The 15,960-nt window shown below is 75.1% G+C and carries 17 protein-coding genes; 9 read left to right on the top strand and 8 right to left on the bottom strand.

What is annotated here, in order from left to right:
• The first annotated feature begins 1 nt into the window (after window position 1).
• Window positions 2-1,228, top strand: a complete 1,227-nt coding sequence (locus AB0E83_RS20765) for an acyl-CoA dehydrogenase family protein (protein ID WP_362113625.1) — start codon at window positions 2-4, stop codon at window positions 1,226-1,228.
• Window positions 1,229-1,232: 4 nt separating this feature from the next.
• Here the strand turns inward: AB0E83_RS20765 and AB0E83_RS20760 are convergent, their stop codons facing one another.
• Window positions 1,233-1,826: a TetR/AcrR family transcriptional regulator gene (locus tag AB0E83_RS20760; protein ID WP_362113622.1), complete on the bottom strand. Its 594-nt coding sequence runs from the start codon at window positions 1,824-1,826 to the stop codon at window positions 1,233-1,235.
• Between the two features lie 84 nt (window positions 1,827-1,910).
• Complete coding sequence (locus AB0E83_RS20755) at window positions 1,911-2,687, bottom strand: SDR family oxidoreductase (protein WP_362113619.1); 777 nt, start codon at window positions 2,685-2,687, stop codon at window positions 1,911-1,913.
• 170 nt (window positions 2,688-2,857) lie between these two features.
• Here AB0E83_RS20755 and AB0E83_RS20750 point away from each other — a divergent pair, with 170 nt between their 5' ends.
• The 4 genes from AB0E83_RS20750 (at window position 2,858) to AB0E83_RS20735 (ending at window position 7,653) form a co-directional block, all read left to right on the top strand.
• Window positions 2,858-4,114 carry a DUF1343 domain-containing protein gene (locus tag AB0E83_RS20750; RefSeq protein WP_362113732.1) on the top strand — a complete coding sequence of 419 codons (1,257 nt, stop codon included), beginning with the start codon at window positions 2,858-2,860 and terminating at the stop codon, window positions 4,112-4,114.
• A 75-nt stretch (window positions 4,115-4,189) separates the two neighbouring features.
• Window positions 4,190-5,533 carry an erythromycin esterase family protein gene (locus tag AB0E83_RS20745; RefSeq protein WP_362113616.1) on the top strand — a complete coding sequence of 448 codons (1,344 nt, stop codon included), beginning with the start codon at window positions 4,190-4,192 and terminating at the stop codon, window positions 5,531-5,533.
• Between the two features lie 125 nt (window positions 5,534-5,658).
• On the top strand, window positions 5,659-6,912 hold the full coding sequence (locus AB0E83_RS20740) for a serine-threonine protein kinase (protein WP_362113613.1): 1,254 nt from the start codon (window positions 5,659-5,661) through the stop codon (window positions 6,910-6,912).
• Between the two features lie 129 nt (window positions 6,913-7,041).
• On the top strand, window positions 7,042-7,653 hold the full coding sequence (locus tag AB0E83_RS20735) for a hypothetical protein (RefSeq protein ID WP_362113610.1): 612 nt from the start codon (window positions 7,042-7,044) through the stop codon (window positions 7,651-7,653).
• A 194-nt stretch (window positions 7,654-7,847) separates the two neighbouring features.
• On the opposite strand, the gene soxR is transcribed toward AB0E83_RS20735, so the two are convergent.
• Window positions 7,848-8,324 (bottom strand): redox-sensitive transcriptional activator SoxR, encoded by a 477-nt coding sequence (soxR, locus tag AB0E83_RS20730; RefSeq protein WP_362113607.1) that lies wholly within the window; start codon window positions 8,322-8,324, stop codon window positions 7,848-7,850.
• A gap of 107 nt (window positions 8,325-8,431) precedes the next feature.
• Between soxR and AB0E83_RS20725 the strand changes: the two genes are divergently transcribed.
• Window positions 8,432-8,893: a MaoC family dehydratase gene (locus AB0E83_RS20725; RefSeq protein ID WP_362113604.1), complete on the top strand. Its 462-nt coding sequence runs from the start codon at window positions 8,432-8,434 to the stop codon at window positions 8,891-8,893.
• Here the strand turns inward: AB0E83_RS20725 and AB0E83_RS20720 are convergent.
• From AB0E83_RS20720 to AB0E83_RS20710, 3 genes are all read right to left on the bottom strand, one after another.
• Window positions 8,884-9,516, bottom strand: coding sequence for a TetR/AcrR family transcriptional regulator (locus AB0E83_RS20720; protein WP_362113601.1), 633 nt, complete (start codon window positions 9,514-9,516; stop codon window positions 8,884-8,886). The genes AB0E83_RS20725 and AB0E83_RS20720 overlap by 10 nt on opposite strands.
• 98 nt (window positions 9,517-9,614) lie before the next feature.
• Window positions 9,615-9,905, bottom strand: a complete 291-nt coding sequence (locus tag AB0E83_RS20715; protein ID WP_362113598.1) for a YiaA/YiaB family inner membrane protein — start codon at window positions 9,903-9,905, stop codon at window positions 9,615-9,617.
• A gap of 72 nt (window positions 9,906-9,977) precedes the next feature.
• Window positions 9,978-11,129 (bottom strand): acyl-CoA dehydrogenase family protein, encoded by a 1,152-nt coding sequence (locus AB0E83_RS20710; RefSeq protein WP_362113595.1) that lies wholly within the window; start codon window positions 11,127-11,129, stop codon window positions 9,978-9,980.
• Window positions 11,130-11,196: 67 nt separating this feature from the next.
• On the opposite strand from AB0E83_RS20710, the gene AB0E83_RS20705 reads away from it, so the two are divergent.
• From AB0E83_RS20705 to AB0E83_RS20695, 3 genes are all read left to right on the top strand, one after another.
• On the top strand, window positions 11,197-11,859 hold the full coding sequence (locus tag AB0E83_RS20705; RefSeq protein ID WP_362113592.1) for a TetR/AcrR family transcriptional regulator: 663 nt from the start codon (window positions 11,197-11,199) through the stop codon (window positions 11,857-11,859).
• 18 nt (window positions 11,860-11,877) lie between these two features.
• The gene (locus AB0E83_RS20700; protein ID WP_362113589.1) at window positions 11,878-12,573 is read left to right on the top strand and encodes a helix-turn-helix domain-containing protein; all 696 of its coding nucleotides are present in this window, start codon (window positions 11,878-11,880) and stop codon (window positions 12,571-12,573) included.
• A gap of 67 nt (window positions 12,574-12,640) precedes the next feature.
• Window positions 12,641-13,597, top strand: a complete 957-nt coding sequence (locus AB0E83_RS20695) for a DMT family transporter (RefSeq protein WP_362113586.1) — start codon at window positions 12,641-12,643, stop codon at window positions 13,595-13,597.
• Window positions 13,598-13,614: 17 nt separating this feature from the next.
• Here the strand turns inward: AB0E83_RS20695 and AB0E83_RS20690 are convergent, their stop codons facing one another.
• Both AB0E83_RS20690 and AB0E83_RS20685 read right to left on the bottom strand, forming a co-directional pair.
• Window positions 13,615-14,694, bottom strand: coding sequence for a Zn-dependent alcohol dehydrogenase (locus AB0E83_RS20690; protein WP_362113583.1), 1,080 nt, complete (start codon window positions 14,692-14,694; stop codon window positions 13,615-13,617).
• A gap of 79 nt (window positions 14,695-14,773) precedes the next feature.
• Window positions 14,774-15,960 (bottom strand): aldehyde dehydrogenase family protein (locus AB0E83_RS20685; protein WP_362113580.1); only part of this gene is annotated, 1,187 nt, incomplete at its 5' end.

The following is a 15,960-nucleotide window of genomic DNA, read 5'->3' as shown; positions in this document are numbered from 1 at the left end:
CATGGACTTCGCCTACGACGCCCGCACCGAGGAGCTGCGCGCCCGGCTCCTCGCCTTCATGGACGAGCACGTGTACCCCGCCGAGGCCGTCGCCGAGGAGCAGCGGGCCGGGCTCGCCTCGCCGTGGGACGAGCCGCCGGTGGTGGCCGAGCTGAAGGCCGAGGCCAAGCGGCGGGGGCTGTGGAACCTCTTCCTCCCGGACGAGGAGTACGGGGCGGGCCTCACCAACCTCCAGTACGCCCCGCTCGCCGAGATCACCGGCCGCAGCCCGCAGCTCGCGCCGACCGCCCTCAACTGCGCCGCCCCGGACACCGGGAACATGGAGCTGCTCGCCCAGTTCGGCGACGAGGCGCAGAAGAAGCAGTGGCTGGAGCCGCTGCTCGCGGGCGAAATCCGCTCGGCCTTCGCGATGACCGAGCCCGAGGTGGCGTCGTCCGACGCGACCAACATCGAGACCCGGATCCGGCGGGACGGGGACGGGTACGTGATCGACGGGCGCAAGTGGTACATCTCCGGGGCGATGAACCCGGACTGCAAGGTCTTCATCGTGATGGGCAAGTCAGCGACTGCCGAGGGCCCTGACGGGCCCGACCCGCGCCGCCAGCAGTCGATGATCCTGGTCCCGCGCGACACCCCGGGCGTCACCGTGCGCCGGGCGATGCGGGTGTACGGCTACGAGGACCACTACCACGGCGGTCACGCCGAGGTCGTCTTCGAGAACGTGCGGGTCCCGGCCGCGAACCTGATCGGCGAGGAGGGCGGCGGCTTCGCCATCGCGCAGGCCCGGCTCGGGCCGGGCCGGATCCACCACTGCATGCGGCTGATCGGCATGGCCGAGCGGGCGGTGGAGCTGATGTGCCGGCGGGCCGTCTCCCGTACCGCCTTCGGCAAGACCCTCGCCCAGCAGGGCGTGGTGCAGAACTGGATCGCGGACGCGCGGGTGACGATCGAGCAGCTGCGGCTGCTCGTCCTGAAGACGGCCTGGCTGATGGACACCGTCGGCAACAAGGGCGCCCACACCGAGATCCAGGCGATCAAGATCGCCACCCCGCGCGCGGTGGTGGACATCATCGACAAGGCGGTGCAGGCGCACGGCGCCGGCGGCGTCTCGCAGGACTTCCCGCTCGCCGAGCTGTGGGCGGCGGCCAGGACCCTGCGGCTCGCGGACGGGCCGGACGAGGTGCACCAGCGGTCGCTGGCCCGCCGCGAGCTGAAGCGCTACCTCTGAGGGCTCAGGGGCGCAGGGCCCGCAGCAGGAGGCCGGCGAGGTGGTCGGCGACCTGCTGCGGGGTCAGCGGTCCGTCCGGGCGGTACCACGTGGACAGGTGGTGCACCGAGCCGAAGTGGTAGTCCACGACGAGGTCGGCGGGCGTGGCGGAGGAGAAGACGCCCGCCCGCTGGCCTTCCTCCACGAGGGCGCGGAAGCGCTCGTGGTAGCGGCGGCGCTCGGCGCGGACCTGCTTGTTCTTCTCCGGACTCAGGTGGTGCATGGAGCGGAAGAAGATCGAGGCGTCGTCGAGGTTCTCGATGGTGGTGACGACGACGTCGGCGGCGGCGGCGCGCAGCCGCTCCTCGACGGGCGCGTCGGCGTCCGCGAACGCGTCGAGCCGCTCCTGCTGGAGGCGGAGCACGCGCGCGTACACCTCCTGGAGGAGGTCCTCCTTGGAGCCGAAGTAGTGGTAGAGGGCGCCCTTGGTGACGCCGGCCGCCTCGACGATCTCCTGGACGGAGGTGCGGTCGTAGCCCCGCTCGGCGAAGAGCCGGGTGGCGGCGGCGAGGAGCCTCTGGGGGACGGGAACGCCGTCCTCGTCCGTCGTCCTGGCCATGCTCCGCCGCCTTCCGGTTCGCCGTCCCCGTCCCTGGTGGCCGGGGTGTCCGTCGGTAGATCTTCCCATCCGTCGCCGGGTGCGCTACCGCGCGCCCGCCTCCCAGTGCCGCTGGAGCTTGTTCATGCCCCCGATCCAGCGCTCGGGGTCCTCCGCGCGGTGCCGGTAGTAGTCGGCGACCTCCGGGTGCGGGAGGACGAGGAAGCGGTCGGCGGCGACGGCGTCGAGGAGGGCGTCGGCGACGGCTTCGGGCTCGACGGCGGTGGGGACGAGCACGAGGTCGCCGGCCGAGCCGGTGGCGGCGAGCATGTCGGTGCGGACGCCCTGCGGGCAGATGGCGTGGACCTTCAGGCCGCGGTGGCGGTAGGTGAGGGAGAGCCATTCGGCGAAGGCGTAGGCGCCGTGCTTGGAGACGCTGTACGGGGCCGCGCCGATCATGGTGAGCAGGCCGGCGGCGGAGACGGTGGAGACGAAGCGGCCGGTGCCGCGCTCCAGCCAGTCGGGGAGCAGGGCGCGGGCCGCGCGGACGTGGGCCATGACGTTGACGTCCCAGGCGGTGGCCCAGACGTCCTCGTCGGCGAAGGCGTCGCCGCCGGAGGCGACCCCGGCGTTGGCGCACCAGACGTCGACGGTGCCGCCGAGGGCCGCGCGGGCCTCGTCGACGATCGCGGAGGCGTCGCCGGGGACGGCGACGGCGCCGAGTTCGGCGGCGACGGCCTCGGCGCGGTCGGGATCGAGGTCGTTGACGACGACGCGGGCGCCCTCGGCGGCGAAGCGCCGGGCGAGGGCGGCGCCGATGCCGCCGCCCGCCCCGGTGACGACGACGGCGGCGTCCCGGAGCTCGTGCGTGGCCGCGTTCATGGACCCCTCCAGATGGTTCGGCTCGGTCGCGGTTCGGCTGACCCGGGCAGACTAACCGGTCGGTATGGAAGGGTGGAAGACCCGGCGGTCCGCCGCGCGGCTTCCGCACGCCTCGTTCCCCCGGGCCGTCAGGAGCGCTAGCCTGCGTGCCCATGTCACGCATGAGGCGGATGAAGCCGTCACGCCGGGATCTGCTGGCCGCCGGAGCGGCGCTGACCGCCGGAGGGGCGCTGGCCGTCACGGCCGCCCCCGCCGCGGCGGACCCGGGCCGGGGGCACGCGCGCGTACGGACCGGTTTCGAGCGGCTCGCGGCGGACGGGTACGCGCTCCTGGCCGGCGAGCGGGTCGGCGTCGTCACCAACCCGACCGGGATCACGCCGGACGCCCGGCACCTGGTGGACGTGATGCACGCCGACGAACGGGTCGACCTGGTGGCCGTGTTCGGGCCCGAGCACGGCTTCCGGGGCACCGCGCAGGCGGGCGGCTCGGAGGGGCGGCACGACGATCCCGCGACCGGGCTGCCGGTCTACGACACGTACCTGAAGAGCGGCCGGGCGCTCGCGGACGTCTTCACCGCCTCCGGCGTCGACACCGTCGTCTTCGACATCCAGGACGCGGGCGCCCGCTTCTACACCTACATCTGGACGCTGTACGACTGCATGGCGGCGGCGGAGCTGGCCGGGAAGCGGTTCGTGGTCCTGGACCGGCCGAACCCGGTGAGCGGCCGGGCGGCCCTCGGCCCGGTCCTGGACCGGGCGTTCGCCACCTTCGTCGGGCGCGAGCCGATCGCGCAGGCGCACGGGATGACGGTGGCGGAGCTGGCCCTCCTGTTCAACGCCGAGTTCCTGGCCCGGCCGGTGAAGCTGGAGACGGTCCGGATGACGGGGTGGCGGCGGGCGGACTTCTTCGACGCCACCGGGCTGCCCTGGGTGCCGCCGAGCCCGAACATGCCGACCCCGGAGACCGCGCTCGTCTACGCGGGCACCTGCCTCTTCGAGGGCACCAACCTCTCCGAGGGCCGGGGCACCACCCGCCCCTTCGAACTCCTCGGCGCGGAGGGGATCGACCGCCGCTGGGCGGAGGCGGCGAACGCGCTGGAGCTGCCCGGGGTCCGGTTCCGCGAGGCGTACTTCGCGCCGACCTTCTCCAAGTTCCAGGGCCGCACGGCCGGCGGCGTCCAGCTCCACGTCCACGACCGCGAGACCTTCGACCCGGTCCGCACCGGCATCGCCCTCCTGGTCACCGCCCGCCGCTCCTGGTCCGGCTTCGCCTGGCGCGCCGACCACTGGATCGACAAGCTCACCGGCTCCACCCGGGTCCGCACCCTGATCGACGCGGGCGCGGACACCGACGAGGTCGTGGGCTCGTGGACCGAGGACCTGGCGGCCTTCCGGTCGGTGCGGCGGGAGCATCTGCTGTACCGGTGACGGGGGTTGTCCCCCGTACCGAAGCGGGGGCGGCCGGGATGTCCCGGCGGGCGGCCGGACGGAGAGGCTGGGCCCATGAAACCTCTCTCCTTCCGCCGCCTGTCCCTGGTCGGACTGCTCGCCGCCGCCTGTCTCGCCGCCACCGTGCCGGGCGCCGCCGCCACCGCGCCCGCGCGGCCGGCGGCCGGCGCCGATCCCGCCCGCGAACTCGCCCGCACCGCCCGCCCCCTGGACGACCCGCGGGCCCTCGACCGGCTGGTCGGCGGGGCGAAGGTCGTCGGCATCGGGGAGGCCACCCACAGCTCGGCCGAGTTCTTCACCGCCAAGCACCGGATCTTCGAACACCTCGTGGAGGAGAAGGGGTTCACCACCTTCGCCCTGGAGGCCAGCTGGTCCACGGGGCTCCTGATCGACCGGTGGGTGACCACCGGCGAGGGCGACATCGAGCGGATCATGCAGGACGAGTTCCAGGAGTCGTACCGGCTCTGGAACACCGAGGAGTACCTCGACCTCTTCCGCTGGATGCGCCGGCACAACCAGGCCCACCCGGACCGCCGGGTCCGCTTCATGGGCAACGACCTCGGCTACGCCGGGCCGAACCTCTTCGACGCCGTCACCGCGTACGTGGGCGGGAACCACCCCGGTCTCCTCCCCCGCTTCCGGGAGCTCTACCGGGACTCCCGGCCCACCGGCGAGGTGGAGAGCTGGATGAAGGGGTACATGGCCAGGCCGCTCGGCGAGCGGCGGAAGATGGCCGCGGACGTGAACCGGGCCCTGGAGCTCCTGGCGGAGCAGCGGCCGGGCAAGGGCGCGGCGGCCCGCGAGGCGCACCTGTGGGCGGTGCAGCACGCCCGGGCCGTCGCCCAGATCGGCACCGAGTTCGCGCACGACCTGCACAGCGAGGAGGGGAGCGCGGCGGCCATGCTCTACCGGGACCGGGTCATGGCCGAGAACACCGCCTGGTGGCAGCGGCACACCGGCGACCGGATGGTCCTCTCCGCGCACAACGGGCACGTGGCGTACGAGTCCCTCACGCCCGCCCACTACCCGCGCACGCAGGGGGCGTTCCTGCGGGACCTCCTCGGCCGGGGGTACGTGACGATCGGCGCCTCCTTCGGGCGGGGGTCGTTCACCGCGCACGACACGGAGGCTCCCGGGGAGCCGCTGCGCGTCTTCACCGTGGGCCCGCAGGGGCCGGGCAGCGCCGCGGAGACCCTGGACCGGGTGGCCTCCGGCCCCTTCCTGCTCGACCTGCGGCGGACGGCGCCGGCCGCCCACGCGTGGCTCGCGGAGCCGCGGCCGGTCCGGAACATCGGGACCGCCTTCCCCTGGCCCGGCACGACCCCCTCGGTCCGGCTCCCCGCCGCGTACGACGGGCTGGTCCACTTCCCGGCGGTCACCGCCGCCCGGCTGCGCTGAGGCCCGGTTTCCGGCCGCCGCCGGAAGTCTGGGGGCGGCCGGATCCGGGCATGCTGCCCAGGGGTTGCGGGACGCGGCCCCTGGGCGCTTCCTCGACGGGGAGGGACGGGCGGGCCGTGAGCGGGATGAGTGTGGATCCGTACCGGGAGATCGTCTTCGACAAGGACGGGGACGGTCCGGCCGGGCAGGCGGCCGAACTGGTCGCGCTGGCGCGGCGGGGGGTGACGGACCTGGTGGTGTTCGCGCACGGCTGGAACAACTCGCCGTCCGGGGCCACCCGGATGTACTCGGAGTTCTTCGCGCCCTTCCCGGGGCTGCTGGCACCGGGGGTGGAGGCGGGGTACGCGGGCGTGGTCTGGCCCTCGATGATGTTCACGGACGAGCCGGTGCCGGACTTCCGGGCGCTGGTGACGACGCTGCCGGAGAAGGAGCGGACGGTCGTCCGGCTCACCGAGCTGCTGGCGCTGGCGCCGCCGGAGGAGGCGGCGTTCCGGGAGTTCGGGGCGCTGCTGCGGGAGCTGGCCGGGGTGGGCGAGGGGGTCCTGGCCGGCGGCGGGGTGCCGGACTTCCTGACGGCGGATCCGCGGGAGGTGTGCGCCCTGTTCGCCGCCGCCCTGGAGGAGACCGCGCCGGAGGAGGCCGTCCTGGCGGGGGCCGCGCCGGAGGGGACCGCCCTGGCGGGGGCCGCGCCGGGGGCGGTGTCCGGGGACGGGCCGGAGCGGCTCTGGAAGGGCGGCCGTGAGGCGCTGCGGCAGGCCGCGTACTACGTGATGAAGCGGCGGGCGGGGCAGGTGGGCGAGCGGGGGCTCGGGCCGCTGCTCGCGGAGGTGGCGCGGGGCGCGCCGGGGCTGCGGGTGCACCTGGTGGGGCACAGCATGGGCGCCCGGCTCGTCGCGTACGCGCTGCGCGGGCTGCCGGGGGCGCACCGGCCGGTCCGGTCGATGACGCTGCTCCAGGGCGCCTTCTCGCACTACGCGTTCGCGGCCCGGCTGCCGCACGACCTGGACCGGTCGGGGGCGCTGCGGGACATGCAGCTGCGGGTGCGGGGGCCGGTGGTGGCCTGCCACTCCCACCACGACACCGCCCTCGGGGTCCTGTACCCGCTGGCCTCCCGCGCCGCGCGGGACTCGGCCTCCCTGGCGGGGCCGCTGGGGCGGCTGGTGGCGCGCGACCCGCGGTGGGGGGCGATCGGGTGGGACGGCGTCCAGGGCGTGCCGGGGGCGGCGCGGCGGACGCTGGCGGCGGTGCTGCGGGACGGCGTTCCGGCCTCGGGCTGCGTGAGCGTGGACGCGGCGGAGGCGGTCCGCTCGCACGGCGACGTCCGGCGGCCCGAACTGGCCCGGGTGGTGGTCTCGGCGGCCCGGATGGGCCGCCGGTAGCGCGCGGCCCCGGTGGCGTCTTCTCGCCAGAAGGCTCCCGTTCGGCGTCCGGGCGGAACACGGCGGCGCCGCCGTTCGTCCCTCTGGTACCGCGGATGCGCGAAGGACCAGCGACGGAGGTGGCGAGCGATGGCCGGTTTCCGGAGTCTCGCGAGACAGGTGCGCGATCAGGGCTGCGACACGGCGCTGCGCAGATACTCGCTGCGCAAGTGCCTGGAGCGGTTCGCTCCCTACGGGCACCGGGCGACCTGGGACCACCTGTGCCGCAGGCACGGGTTCGGTCCCGACGACCGGGAGCTCGATCCGGCGCGGCTGGTGGCCGCCCTGGAGGAGCTGGAGGAGGCGCGGGCGGTCTGGCTCGCGTACGAGAAGGAGTTCGCCGCCCGGCGCCGGCGCGAGAAGCACGGCGGGCTGCGGGGGCTGGGGGCGACGGACGACTGGCACCGGGACGTGTGGGGCGGCAACGGCGTGGTGCGGTGCGGCGATCCGGCCGTCCATCCGACGGATCCGCTGCCCGAGGTGGTGCGGCGGCTGGTGACGGCGCTGGAGCGCGGGCCGGGCGAGGCGTGCCCGCTGTGCGCGGGGACGCGGATGGCGTGGGGCGGCGATCCCGGGGACCAGGCGTGGTACGGGCCGGTGTGCGGGGACTGCGGGGTCGAGGTGCCCCGGGCGGTCCTCACGCCGGGGGCGCTGGCCCGGGCCCGGGGGAGGCTCGCCCGGCCGCTGGTCCCGGCGGCGTGACCCGGCCGGGGCCGCAGCGGCTCCGGGTGGCACCCGGGGGGGCACGGAAGCCGGCGGCGGTGCCGCGCGGTCCGGCGGGGCGACCCGGCCGGTGACGCGGCCGGCCGGGCGGACCGGCCCGGAGGCCCCCCGTTCCCGCCGGACGGCCGCCGCGCCCGCTCCGCGGCGGAGCGGATGCGGGCGGCGACGCCGGTCTAGGCCGTTTCCTGGTTCTCCTTGCGCAGCGGGAGGAGGCGGGAGCCGGCCATGCTCTCGCCGATGACGTCGTCGGGGTTGGACAGGACGCAGTTCTCCAGGGAGAGGCAGCCGCAGCCGATGCAGTCCGTCAGGTGGTCGCGGAGCCGGCCGAGCTGCGTGATGCGGGCGTCGAGCTCGGTGCGCCAGGCGGCGGAGAGCCGGGACCAGTCCTCGCGGGTCGGCGTGCGCTCCTCCGGGAGGGCGGAGAGGGCCTCGCGGATGGTGGCGAGGGGGATGCCGACGCGCTGGGCGGCGCGGATGAAGGCGACCCGCCGCAGGGCGTCGCGTGCGTAACGGCGCTGGTTGCCGCTGGTGCGGCGGCTGCTGATGAGCCCCTTGGCCTCGTAGAAGTGGAGGGCGGAGACGGCGGCGCCGCTGCGGGCGGAGAGCTGGCCGACGGTGAGCTCGTGGATCTTCTCTGGAATCTGCGGCACCCCTCGAACCCTACTGGTCCGTTGACAGCGGGGCCCCCACCCCACATGCTGAGCAAGCGCTTAGATACAGACCGTTGGGTATGTCGTACGAGAAGGGACCTGGGGACATGGCCGAGCCGAGGATCTTCACCTCCGCCGAGGAGCTGCGCGCGGGGGTCGGCGAGCAGCTGGGGCACAGCGACTGGCTGGAGATCGACCAGAAGCGGATCGACCTCTTCGCCGAGGCCACCGGCGACCACCAGTGGATCCACGTGGATCCCGAGCGCGCCGCCTCGGGCCCCTTCGGCTCGACGATCGCCCACGGCTATCTGACCCTCTCCCTGCTGCCGCTCTTCGTGCCGCAGGTGCTGCGGGTCGAGGGCATGAGGATGGGCCTCAACTACGGCACGGAGAAGGTGCGCTTCCCCGCGCCGGTGCCGGTCGGCTCGCGGCTGCGCGCCACGGCGGTGCTGACGAAGGTGGAGGAGGCCGGCGGCGGGGTGCAGGTCACCGCGAAGGTGACCGTGGAGCGCGAGGGCGGCGACAAGCCGGTGTGCGTCGCCGAGTCGGTCTCGCGCTACTACTTCTGAGCCCGGTACCCCACCATGCGGAGCACGAGGTCGGCGTAGAGCGCGCCGACCTCGTCGGGCGTCCGGCGGCCCCGGGGGTTGAACCAGCGGGCCACGTCGATGCAGAGCGAGAGCACCGCGACGGTGGTGCCCGGCGGGTCCTCCGCGTCGAACTCGCCGTCCGCCACGCCCTGTTCGATGATCCGGCGCACGGTGGCGTCGGTCTCGCGGCGCAGCTCCACGATCTCGGCGCGGTGCTCGGGGCCGAGCGCGTCCAGCTCGTACTGGACGACCCGGGCGGTGGTGTGGTGCTCGGCGTGCCAGCGGACGAAGGAGCGCACGGCGTCGGCGAGCCGGCCGGCGGCGGAGCCGTCGCGGGCCTCGGCGGCCCGGAGGATCTCCAGGGCCTTGTCGTGGCCGATGCGGCTGATCCGGTGGAGCAGCTCTTCCTTGGTCTTGTAGTGGATGTAGAGCGCGGCCGGGCTCATCCCGGCGCGGCCGGCGATGTCGCGGGTGGTGGTGGCGTGGTACCCGCGCTCGGCGAAGGCCTCGACGGCCGCGACCAGCAGCCTCCGGGCGGCCTCGGGCGCGACCTCACCCCAGGGCACGTCCTCGCCGCCGGGCGTCTGCTCCGCCGTGCTCATCCCACACTCCTCCTCGGACCGGTCAGGACGAACACCATACAACGAAGCTGAGCAAGCGCTTAGAGATCGGGTGCGCGGGACGCCCGGCGGGGCGGCGTTCAGAGCTTCTGCTGGAAGGGGTCGTGCTCGGCGAGGAGCTTCTCCAGGCGGGCCTGGTCCACCCGGCTGACGATCCGCTCCGACTCCTGCCGGTCGCGGACCACCTTGGCGAGGGTGAAGGCCGAGGTGGTGAGGTAGAGGACGGAGACCGCGAGGAAGGCGCGCACCCAGGCGCTCGCCTCCAGCTGGTAGATCCCGATGGCGACGGCGGCGAGGGCGACCGCGAAGGAGATGACGGCCTGCACGTGGTAGGCGCCGGTGTTCTGCTGCTTGACCTGTGACTCGCTCATGCGCAGAGCATCGGGCGGACGGGGCACCCGCCACATCCGCCCGGATACTCAGACGGGCCTGGGGCACCGGGCTCAGAAGGCGGAGACCCCGGTGAGCGCCCGGCCGATGATGAGCTTCTGGATCTGGCTGGTGCCCTCGTAGAGCGTCATCACGCGGGCGTCCCGGAGCAGCTTGCCGACCGGGTACTCGTCGATGTAGCCGTAGCCTCCGAAGACCTGGAGGGCGTTGCTCGCGGCGCGGACGGCGGCCTCGGAGGCGTACAGCTTGGCCTGGGAGGCGGCGGTGGCGAAGTCCTCGCCCCGGTCGATCAGGTCGGCGACCCGCCAGGTCAGCAGCCGGGCGGCGGCCACGTCGACGGAGATGTCGCTGAGGAGCTCCTGGACGAGCTGGTACGAGGCGATGGGCCTGCCGAACTGCTCGCGCTCCCCCGCGTAGCGCACGGCGGCGTCGAGGGCGGCCTGGGCGATGCCGACGCAGCCGGCCGCGACCGACATGCGGCCCTTGGCCAGGGCGGACATGGCGACGGAGAAGCCCTTCCCCTCGGGGCCGAGCATCGCGGAGGCCGGGACGCGCACGCCCTCCAGGGCGAGCTCGGCGGTGGCCTGGCCGCGCAGGCCGAGCTTGCCGTGGACCGGGCGGCGGGTGAGGCCGGGGGCGTCGGCGGGGACGAGGAAGGCGGAGACGCCCTTGTGGCCGGGGGCGTCGCCGGTGCGGGCGAAGAGCAGGACGACGTCGGCCCAGGTGCCGTTGGTGATGAACATCTTGGCGCCGTCGATGACGTAGTCGTCGCCGTCGCGGACGGCGCGGGTGGTCAGGTTGCCCGCGTCGGAGCCGGTGCCGGGCTCGGTGAGGCCGAAGCAGCCGAGGGCGTCGCCGGAGGCGAGCCGGGGCAGCCAGGCCCGCTTCTGCTCCTCGGTGCCCCACGCGGCGACGGTCTTGGCGACGAGGCCGAGGGAGACGGAGACGATGCCGCGCACGGAGGAGTCGCCGCGCCCCAGCTCCTCGGTGACGAGGCAGTACGCGAGGTGGTCGCCGCCCGAACCGCCGTACTCCTCGGGGATCGTGAGCCCGAGGAAGCCGACGGCGCCGAGCTTCTTCACGATGCCCCGGTCCACCTCCTCGGCGCGGTCCCACGCGGCGGCGTACGGGGCGACCTCGCGTGCGACGAAGTCCTCGGCGAGCCGCCGCACGTCCTCCTGCTCCTCGCTCAGCGCCAGATCCACGATGCCACCTCGCCCCTCCGTTTAATTACCACTGCTAGTTTTTGAGCGCACGCCTACTATGTGCGCCATGGCCCGACCGCGCAAGCCCCTGCTCAGCCGAGACCGCATCGTCGAGACGGCGGGCGCGCTCGTCGACGCGGAGGGGCTGGCCGCCCTCTCCACCCGGCGGCTCGCGGCCGAACTCGGGGTGAGCGGACCCTCGCTCTACAACCACTTCCGCACCAAGGACGAGATCCTGGACGCGGTCGCGGACGCGGTGAGCGCCAAGATCGACCTGTCGATGTTCGCGCCGGACGACCCCCGGGACTGGCGCACCGCCCTGCACGACTGGGCGCTCTCCTACCGGGCGGCCCTCGCCGACCACCCGCACATCGTCCCGGTCCTCGCCCAGGGGCCGGGCCGCCGCCCGGCCGGCCTCAAGGTCGCCGACGCGGTCTTCGGCGCGATGGTCCGGGCCGGCTGGCCGCCGGCCCAGGCCACCCACATCGGCGCCCTGATGCGGTACTTCGTCACCGGCTCCGCCCTCGGCTCCTTCGCGCGCGGCTTCGTCGACGACGAGTCGGCGTACGACCCCGCCGACTATCCCCACCTCGGCCAGGCGCACCGCCTCGCGGAGCACCGGGAGAAGGTCGACGAGGGAGCCTTCACGACGGGCCTGCGCGCGCTGCTCGACGGCCTGGGCGCGCAGTACGAGAAGCTCGCGGACGTTTCGGGCGCGGCCGAAGCGTGAGCGCGGGATGCTGGCGGCATGGGAGCCACTGATCTCGCCGCGTTCGCGGCGCTGTTCGCGGAGGAGAGCCGGGCCGCGATGGTGCTCGCCCTGCTCGACGGGCGGGCCTGGACGGCCGGGGAACTGGCCCGCCACGCGCGCGTGGCGCCGTCCACCGCGACCGAGCACCTGGGGAAGCTGGTCGCGGGCGGGGTGCTGACCGAGGAGCGGCAGGGCCGGCACCGGTACGTGCGGCTCGCCGGACCCGGGATCGCGCACCTCGTGGAGGAGCTGGCCGGACTCGCCGGGCCGGGCCCGGACGAGGCGCCCCGGTCGCTGCGGGCCGCGAGCGCCGGCCGGGCCATGGCCCGGGGCCGCACCTGCTACGACCACCTCGCCGGACGGCTCGGCATCGCCGTGACGGACGCGCTGACCGCGCGCGGACTGCTGCGCCAGGACACCGGGTTCGCGCTCACGGACCGGGGCCTGGCGTGGTTCGCGGAACTCGGCGTCCCCCTCGCGCCGAAGGGCCGGCGGCCGCTCGCGCGCGGCTGCCTGGACTGGACCGAGCGCCGCCCGCACCTCGCGGGCCTCGCGGGCGCGGCGCTCTGCGCGCACGCGCTGGACAGCGGCTGGTGCGTACGGATCGGGTCCGAGCGGGCGGTGAAGGTGACCCCGGCGGGCGAGCGGGCCCTGTGGCGGGAACTCGGCATCGCGGCGGACGCCCTGCGCTGAGCCTCCGCGTCCCCGCCGACGGACCGTGCGGTGGGGGCCGAAGCGTGCGGGCCCTACTGTCGGGGGCATGCCGAGAACCGCTTCCTCCGACCGGCTCGCGCTCGCCGCCGCCGGGGTCACCGTCGTCCTGTGGGCCTCCGCCTTCGTCTCCATCCGCAGCGCCGGGGCCGCCTACTCCCCCGGCGCGCTCGCCCTCGGGCGGCTGCTCGCCGGGACGGTGGTCCTCGGGGCCGTCCTCCTGGTCCGGCGGGAGGGGCTGCCGCCCCGTGCCGCCTGGCCGGGGATCCTCGTCTCCGGGGTGCTCTGGTTCGGCGTGTACATGGTGGCGCTGAACTGGGGCGAGCAGGAGGTGGACGCCGGGACGGCCGCGATGCTGGTCAACGTCGGGCCGATCCTCATCGCCCTGCTCGGCTCCCGCTTCCTGGGGGAGGCGCTGCCGCCGCGGCTCCTCGCCGGCATGGCGGTCTCCTTCGCGGGCGCGGTGACCGTGGGCCTGTCGATGTCCGGCGAGGACGGCCGCGCCTCGGCGCTGGGCGTCGGGCTCTGCCTGGTGGCGGCGGTGACGTACGCGGGCGGGGTCGTCGCGCAGAAGCCCGCGCTGGCCCACGCGAGCGCGCTCCAGGTGACGGCGTTCGGCTGCGCGATCGGCGCCGCCGCCTGCCTCCCCTTCGCCGGGCAGCTGGTGACGGAGGCGGCGCGGGCCCCGCTGTCGGCGACCGCGAACATGGTCTACCTCGGGGTCTTCCCGACCGCGCTGGCCGTCACGACCTGGGCGTACGCGCTGGCCCGGACGACCGCGGGGCGGATGGGCGCGACCACGTACGCCGTGCCCGCCCTGGTGGTCCTGATGGCCTGGGCCGTCCTGGGCGAGCTGCCCGGGCCGCTGACGCTGGCGGGCGGCGCGCTCTGCCTGGCGGGGGTGGCGGTCTCCCGGTCCCGCCCCCGGCCGTCCGCACCCCCGGCGCCGGACGCGGGCGCCGGCCCGGAGAAGACCGGGAGGACCGCGGGCGGACGCCGGGGGTGAGGCCGCGGGGGCCGGGGTCAGAAGACGACGAGGGCCCGGCCGCCCTTGCCCGCGAGCATCGCGTCGAAGGCGCCGGGGATGCCGTCCAGGGTGATCCGCTCGGTGACGAGCGCGCCCAGGTCGAAGCGGCCCTCCCGGATGTGCCCGGCGATCACGGGCAGGTCGGCGGCCGGGTCCGAGTTGCCGTACACGCAGCCGGCGAGGGTGCGGCCCCAGTGGAAGATCTCCAGGGCGTGGAAGGAGACCCGCTGGTCCTTGCCGCCGATGCCGACGACGGTGGTGCGGCCGCCGCGCCGGGTGGACTCCCAGGCGGTGCGGATGGTGACGGCCCGGCCCACGCACTCCACGGCCACGTCGACGCCGTGACCGCCGGTCAGCTTCCGGATCTCGCGGGCGGTGGTCTCCGAGGCCACGACGTACTCGGTGGCTCCGGCGGCCCGCGCCAGCCCCTCCTTCTCCGGGGAGACGTCCACGGCGACGATCGTGGACGCCCCGGCGATCCGGGCGGCCTGGAGGGTGGCGAGGCCGACGCCGCCGACGCCGAAGACGGCGACGGTCTCGCCCGCCCGGACCCGGGCCGCGTGGTGCACGGCGCCCCAGCCGGTGAGGACGGCGCATCCCAGCAGGGCGGCGTCGGTGAGCGGCACGCCCTCCGGGACGGGCAGCACGCAGTCGGCGGCGACGACGGTCTCCTCGGCGAAGGCCGCCACGTTGAGGCCCGGGTGCAGCTCGCGCCCGTCGGCGGCGCGGGCGTGCGTGTTCCCCGCCCCGCTCAGGGCGTTGTCGCAGAGCCAGACCTCGCCGAGCGCGCAGGGGTGGCAGGCGCCGCAGGACGGCGCCCAGTTGAGGACCACGCCGTCGCCGGGGGCGACGTGGGTCACGCCCTCCCCCACCGCGACGACGGTGCCGGCCCCCTCGTGGCCGAGGACGGCCGGGACCGGGACGCGCATGGTGCCGTTGGAGAGCGACAGGTCGGAGTGGCAGACCCCGGCGGCGGCGAGCCGGATCCGGACCTGACCGGGGCCGGGCTCGGGCAGCTCGATGCCGGTGATCTCCAGCGGGGCACCGACGGCGGGCAGGACGGCGGCACGGATCACGGGTGTCTCCTTCTGCGGGGCGGGATCCCGCGCCGCGCCCCGCGGGCCGGGGCGGCGTCGCGGGGCGCGGTCGCCGGGCTCAGAACTGGAGGGACTTGGTCTGGAGGTACTCGGCCAGTCCGTGGGCGCCGAGTTCGCGGCCGACGCCGGAGCGCTTCCAGCCGCCGAAGGGCGCGAGCGGGTTGAACCGGCCGCCGTTGACGTCCACCTGGCCGGTCTCCATGCGCCGGGCGAAGGCGACCGCCTCGGTCTCCTCGCCCCAGACGGCGCCGGCGAGGCCGTACTCGGAGCCGTTGGCGATCGCGAGGGCCTCCTCCTCGTCCTCGTACCGGAGGATCGAGACGACCGGGCCGAAGATCTCCTCGCGGGCGATGGTCATGTCGGGGGTGACGTCGGCGAAGACCGTCGGGGAGACGTAGTAGCCGGTCTCCAGCGGGGCCTCGGGGCCGCCGGCGACGAGCCGGGCGCCCTCCTCGATCCCCTTCTCGACGTAGCCGCGGACCCGGTCGCGCTGGCGGGCGCTGACCAGCGGGCCGAGGCGGTCGCCGGGCGTGTACTTGGCGGCGGCCTCGGCGGCGAGGGCGACAGCCTCCTCGTACCGCTCGGCGGGGACCAGCATCCGGGTCCACGCGCTGCACGTCTGGCCGGAGTTGGACATGACGTTGGCGACGCCGACGGCGACGGCCCTGGCGAGGTCGGCGCTCGGCAGGATCACGTTGGCGGACTTGCCGCCGAGTTCGAGGGCGACCCGCTTCACGGCGCCGCCCGCGAGGGCGCCGATGCGGCTGCCGACGGCGGTGGAGCCGGTGAAGGAGACCATGTCGACGTCCGGGTGCTCGACGAGGGCCTGGCCCGCGACCGTCCCGAGACCGGTGACCAGGTTGAAGACGCCGGCCGGGAGGCCCGCCGCGTGGACGGCCTCGGCGAAGAGCTGGGCGGTGAGCGGGGTGTCCTCGGCGGGCTTGAGGACGGTGACGCAGCCGGCCGCGAGCGCCGGGGCGACCTTGGCGACGATCTGGTGGAGCGGGTAGTTCCAGGGCGTGATGGCGGCGACGACGCCGACCGGCTCCGCGTAGACGGTGGAGTTGCCGACCTTCTCCACGAAGGGGTGGGTGGCGGCGAGTTCGGCGTACGAGCCGGCCACCGCGACCGGCAGCCCGGCGTGCACCGTCGCGGCGAGCTTGGGCGGGGCGCCGAGCTCGGCGGTGACGGTGGCGGCGATCTCCCCGGCGCGGGCGGCGAGCGCGTCGCGCAGGGCGCCGATCG

This window comes from Streptomyces sp. NPDC035033, from assembly GCF_040636735.1.
Lineage (GTDB): Bacteria > Actinomycetota > Actinomycetes > Streptomycetales > Streptomycetaceae > Streptomyces.
This window is presented reverse-complemented; position numbering and strand designations above follow the sequence as displayed.

Bases quoted from the DNA above. Each gene is read 5' to 3' on its own strand.
- AB0E83_RS20740 (WP_362113613.1), top strand. From the start codon at position 5,659: ATGAGTGTGGATCCGTACCGGGAGATCGTCTTCGACAAGGACGGGGAC.
- AB0E83_RS20695 (WP_362113586.1), top strand. From the start codon at position 12,641: ATGCCGAGAACCGCTTCCTCCGACCGGCTCGCGCTCGCCGCCGCCGGG.
- AB0E83_RS20750 (WP_362113732.1), top strand. From the start codon at position 2,858: ATGAAGCCGTCACGCCGGGATCTGCTGGCCGCCGGAGCGGCGCTGACC.
- AB0E83_RS20720 (WP_362113601.1), bottom strand. From the start codon at position 9,516: ATGAGCACGGCGGAGCAGACGCCCGGCGGCGAGGACGTGCCCTGGGGT.
- AB0E83_RS20745 (WP_362113616.1), top strand. From the start codon at position 4,190: ATGAAACCTCTCTCCTTCCGCCGCCTGTCCCTGGTCGGACTGCTCGCC.
- AB0E83_RS20715 (WP_362113598.1), bottom strand. From the start codon at position 9,905: ATGAGCGAGTCACAGGTCAAGCAGCAGAACACCGGCGCCTACCACGTG.
- AB0E83_RS20765 (WP_362113625.1), top strand. From the start codon at position 2: ATGGACTTCGCCTACGACGCCCGCACCGAGGAGCTGCGCGCCCGGCTC.
- AB0E83_RS20735 (WP_362113610.1), top strand. From the start codon at position 7,042: ATGGCCGGTTTCCGGAGTCTCGCGAGACAGGTGCGCGATCAGGGCTGC.
- AB0E83_RS20760 (WP_362113622.1), bottom strand. From the start codon at position 1,826: ATGGCCAGGACGACGGACGAGGACGGCGTTCCCGTCCCCCAGAGGCTC.
- AB0E83_RS20700 (WP_362113589.1), top strand. From the start codon at position 11,878: ATGGGAGCCACTGATCTCGCCGCGTTCGCGGCGCTGTTCGCGGAGGAG.
- AB0E83_RS20725 (WP_362113604.1), top strand. From the start codon at position 8,432: ATGGCCGAGCCGAGGATCTTCACCTCCGCCGAGGAGCTGCGCGCGGGG.
- AB0E83_RS20705 (WP_362113592.1), top strand. From the start codon at position 11,197: ATGGCCCGACCGCGCAAGCCCCTGCTCAGCCGAGACCGCATCGTCGAG.
- AB0E83_RS20755 (WP_362113619.1), bottom strand. From the start codon at position 2,687: ATGAACGCGGCCACGCACGAGCTCCGGGACGCCGCCGTCGTCGTCACC.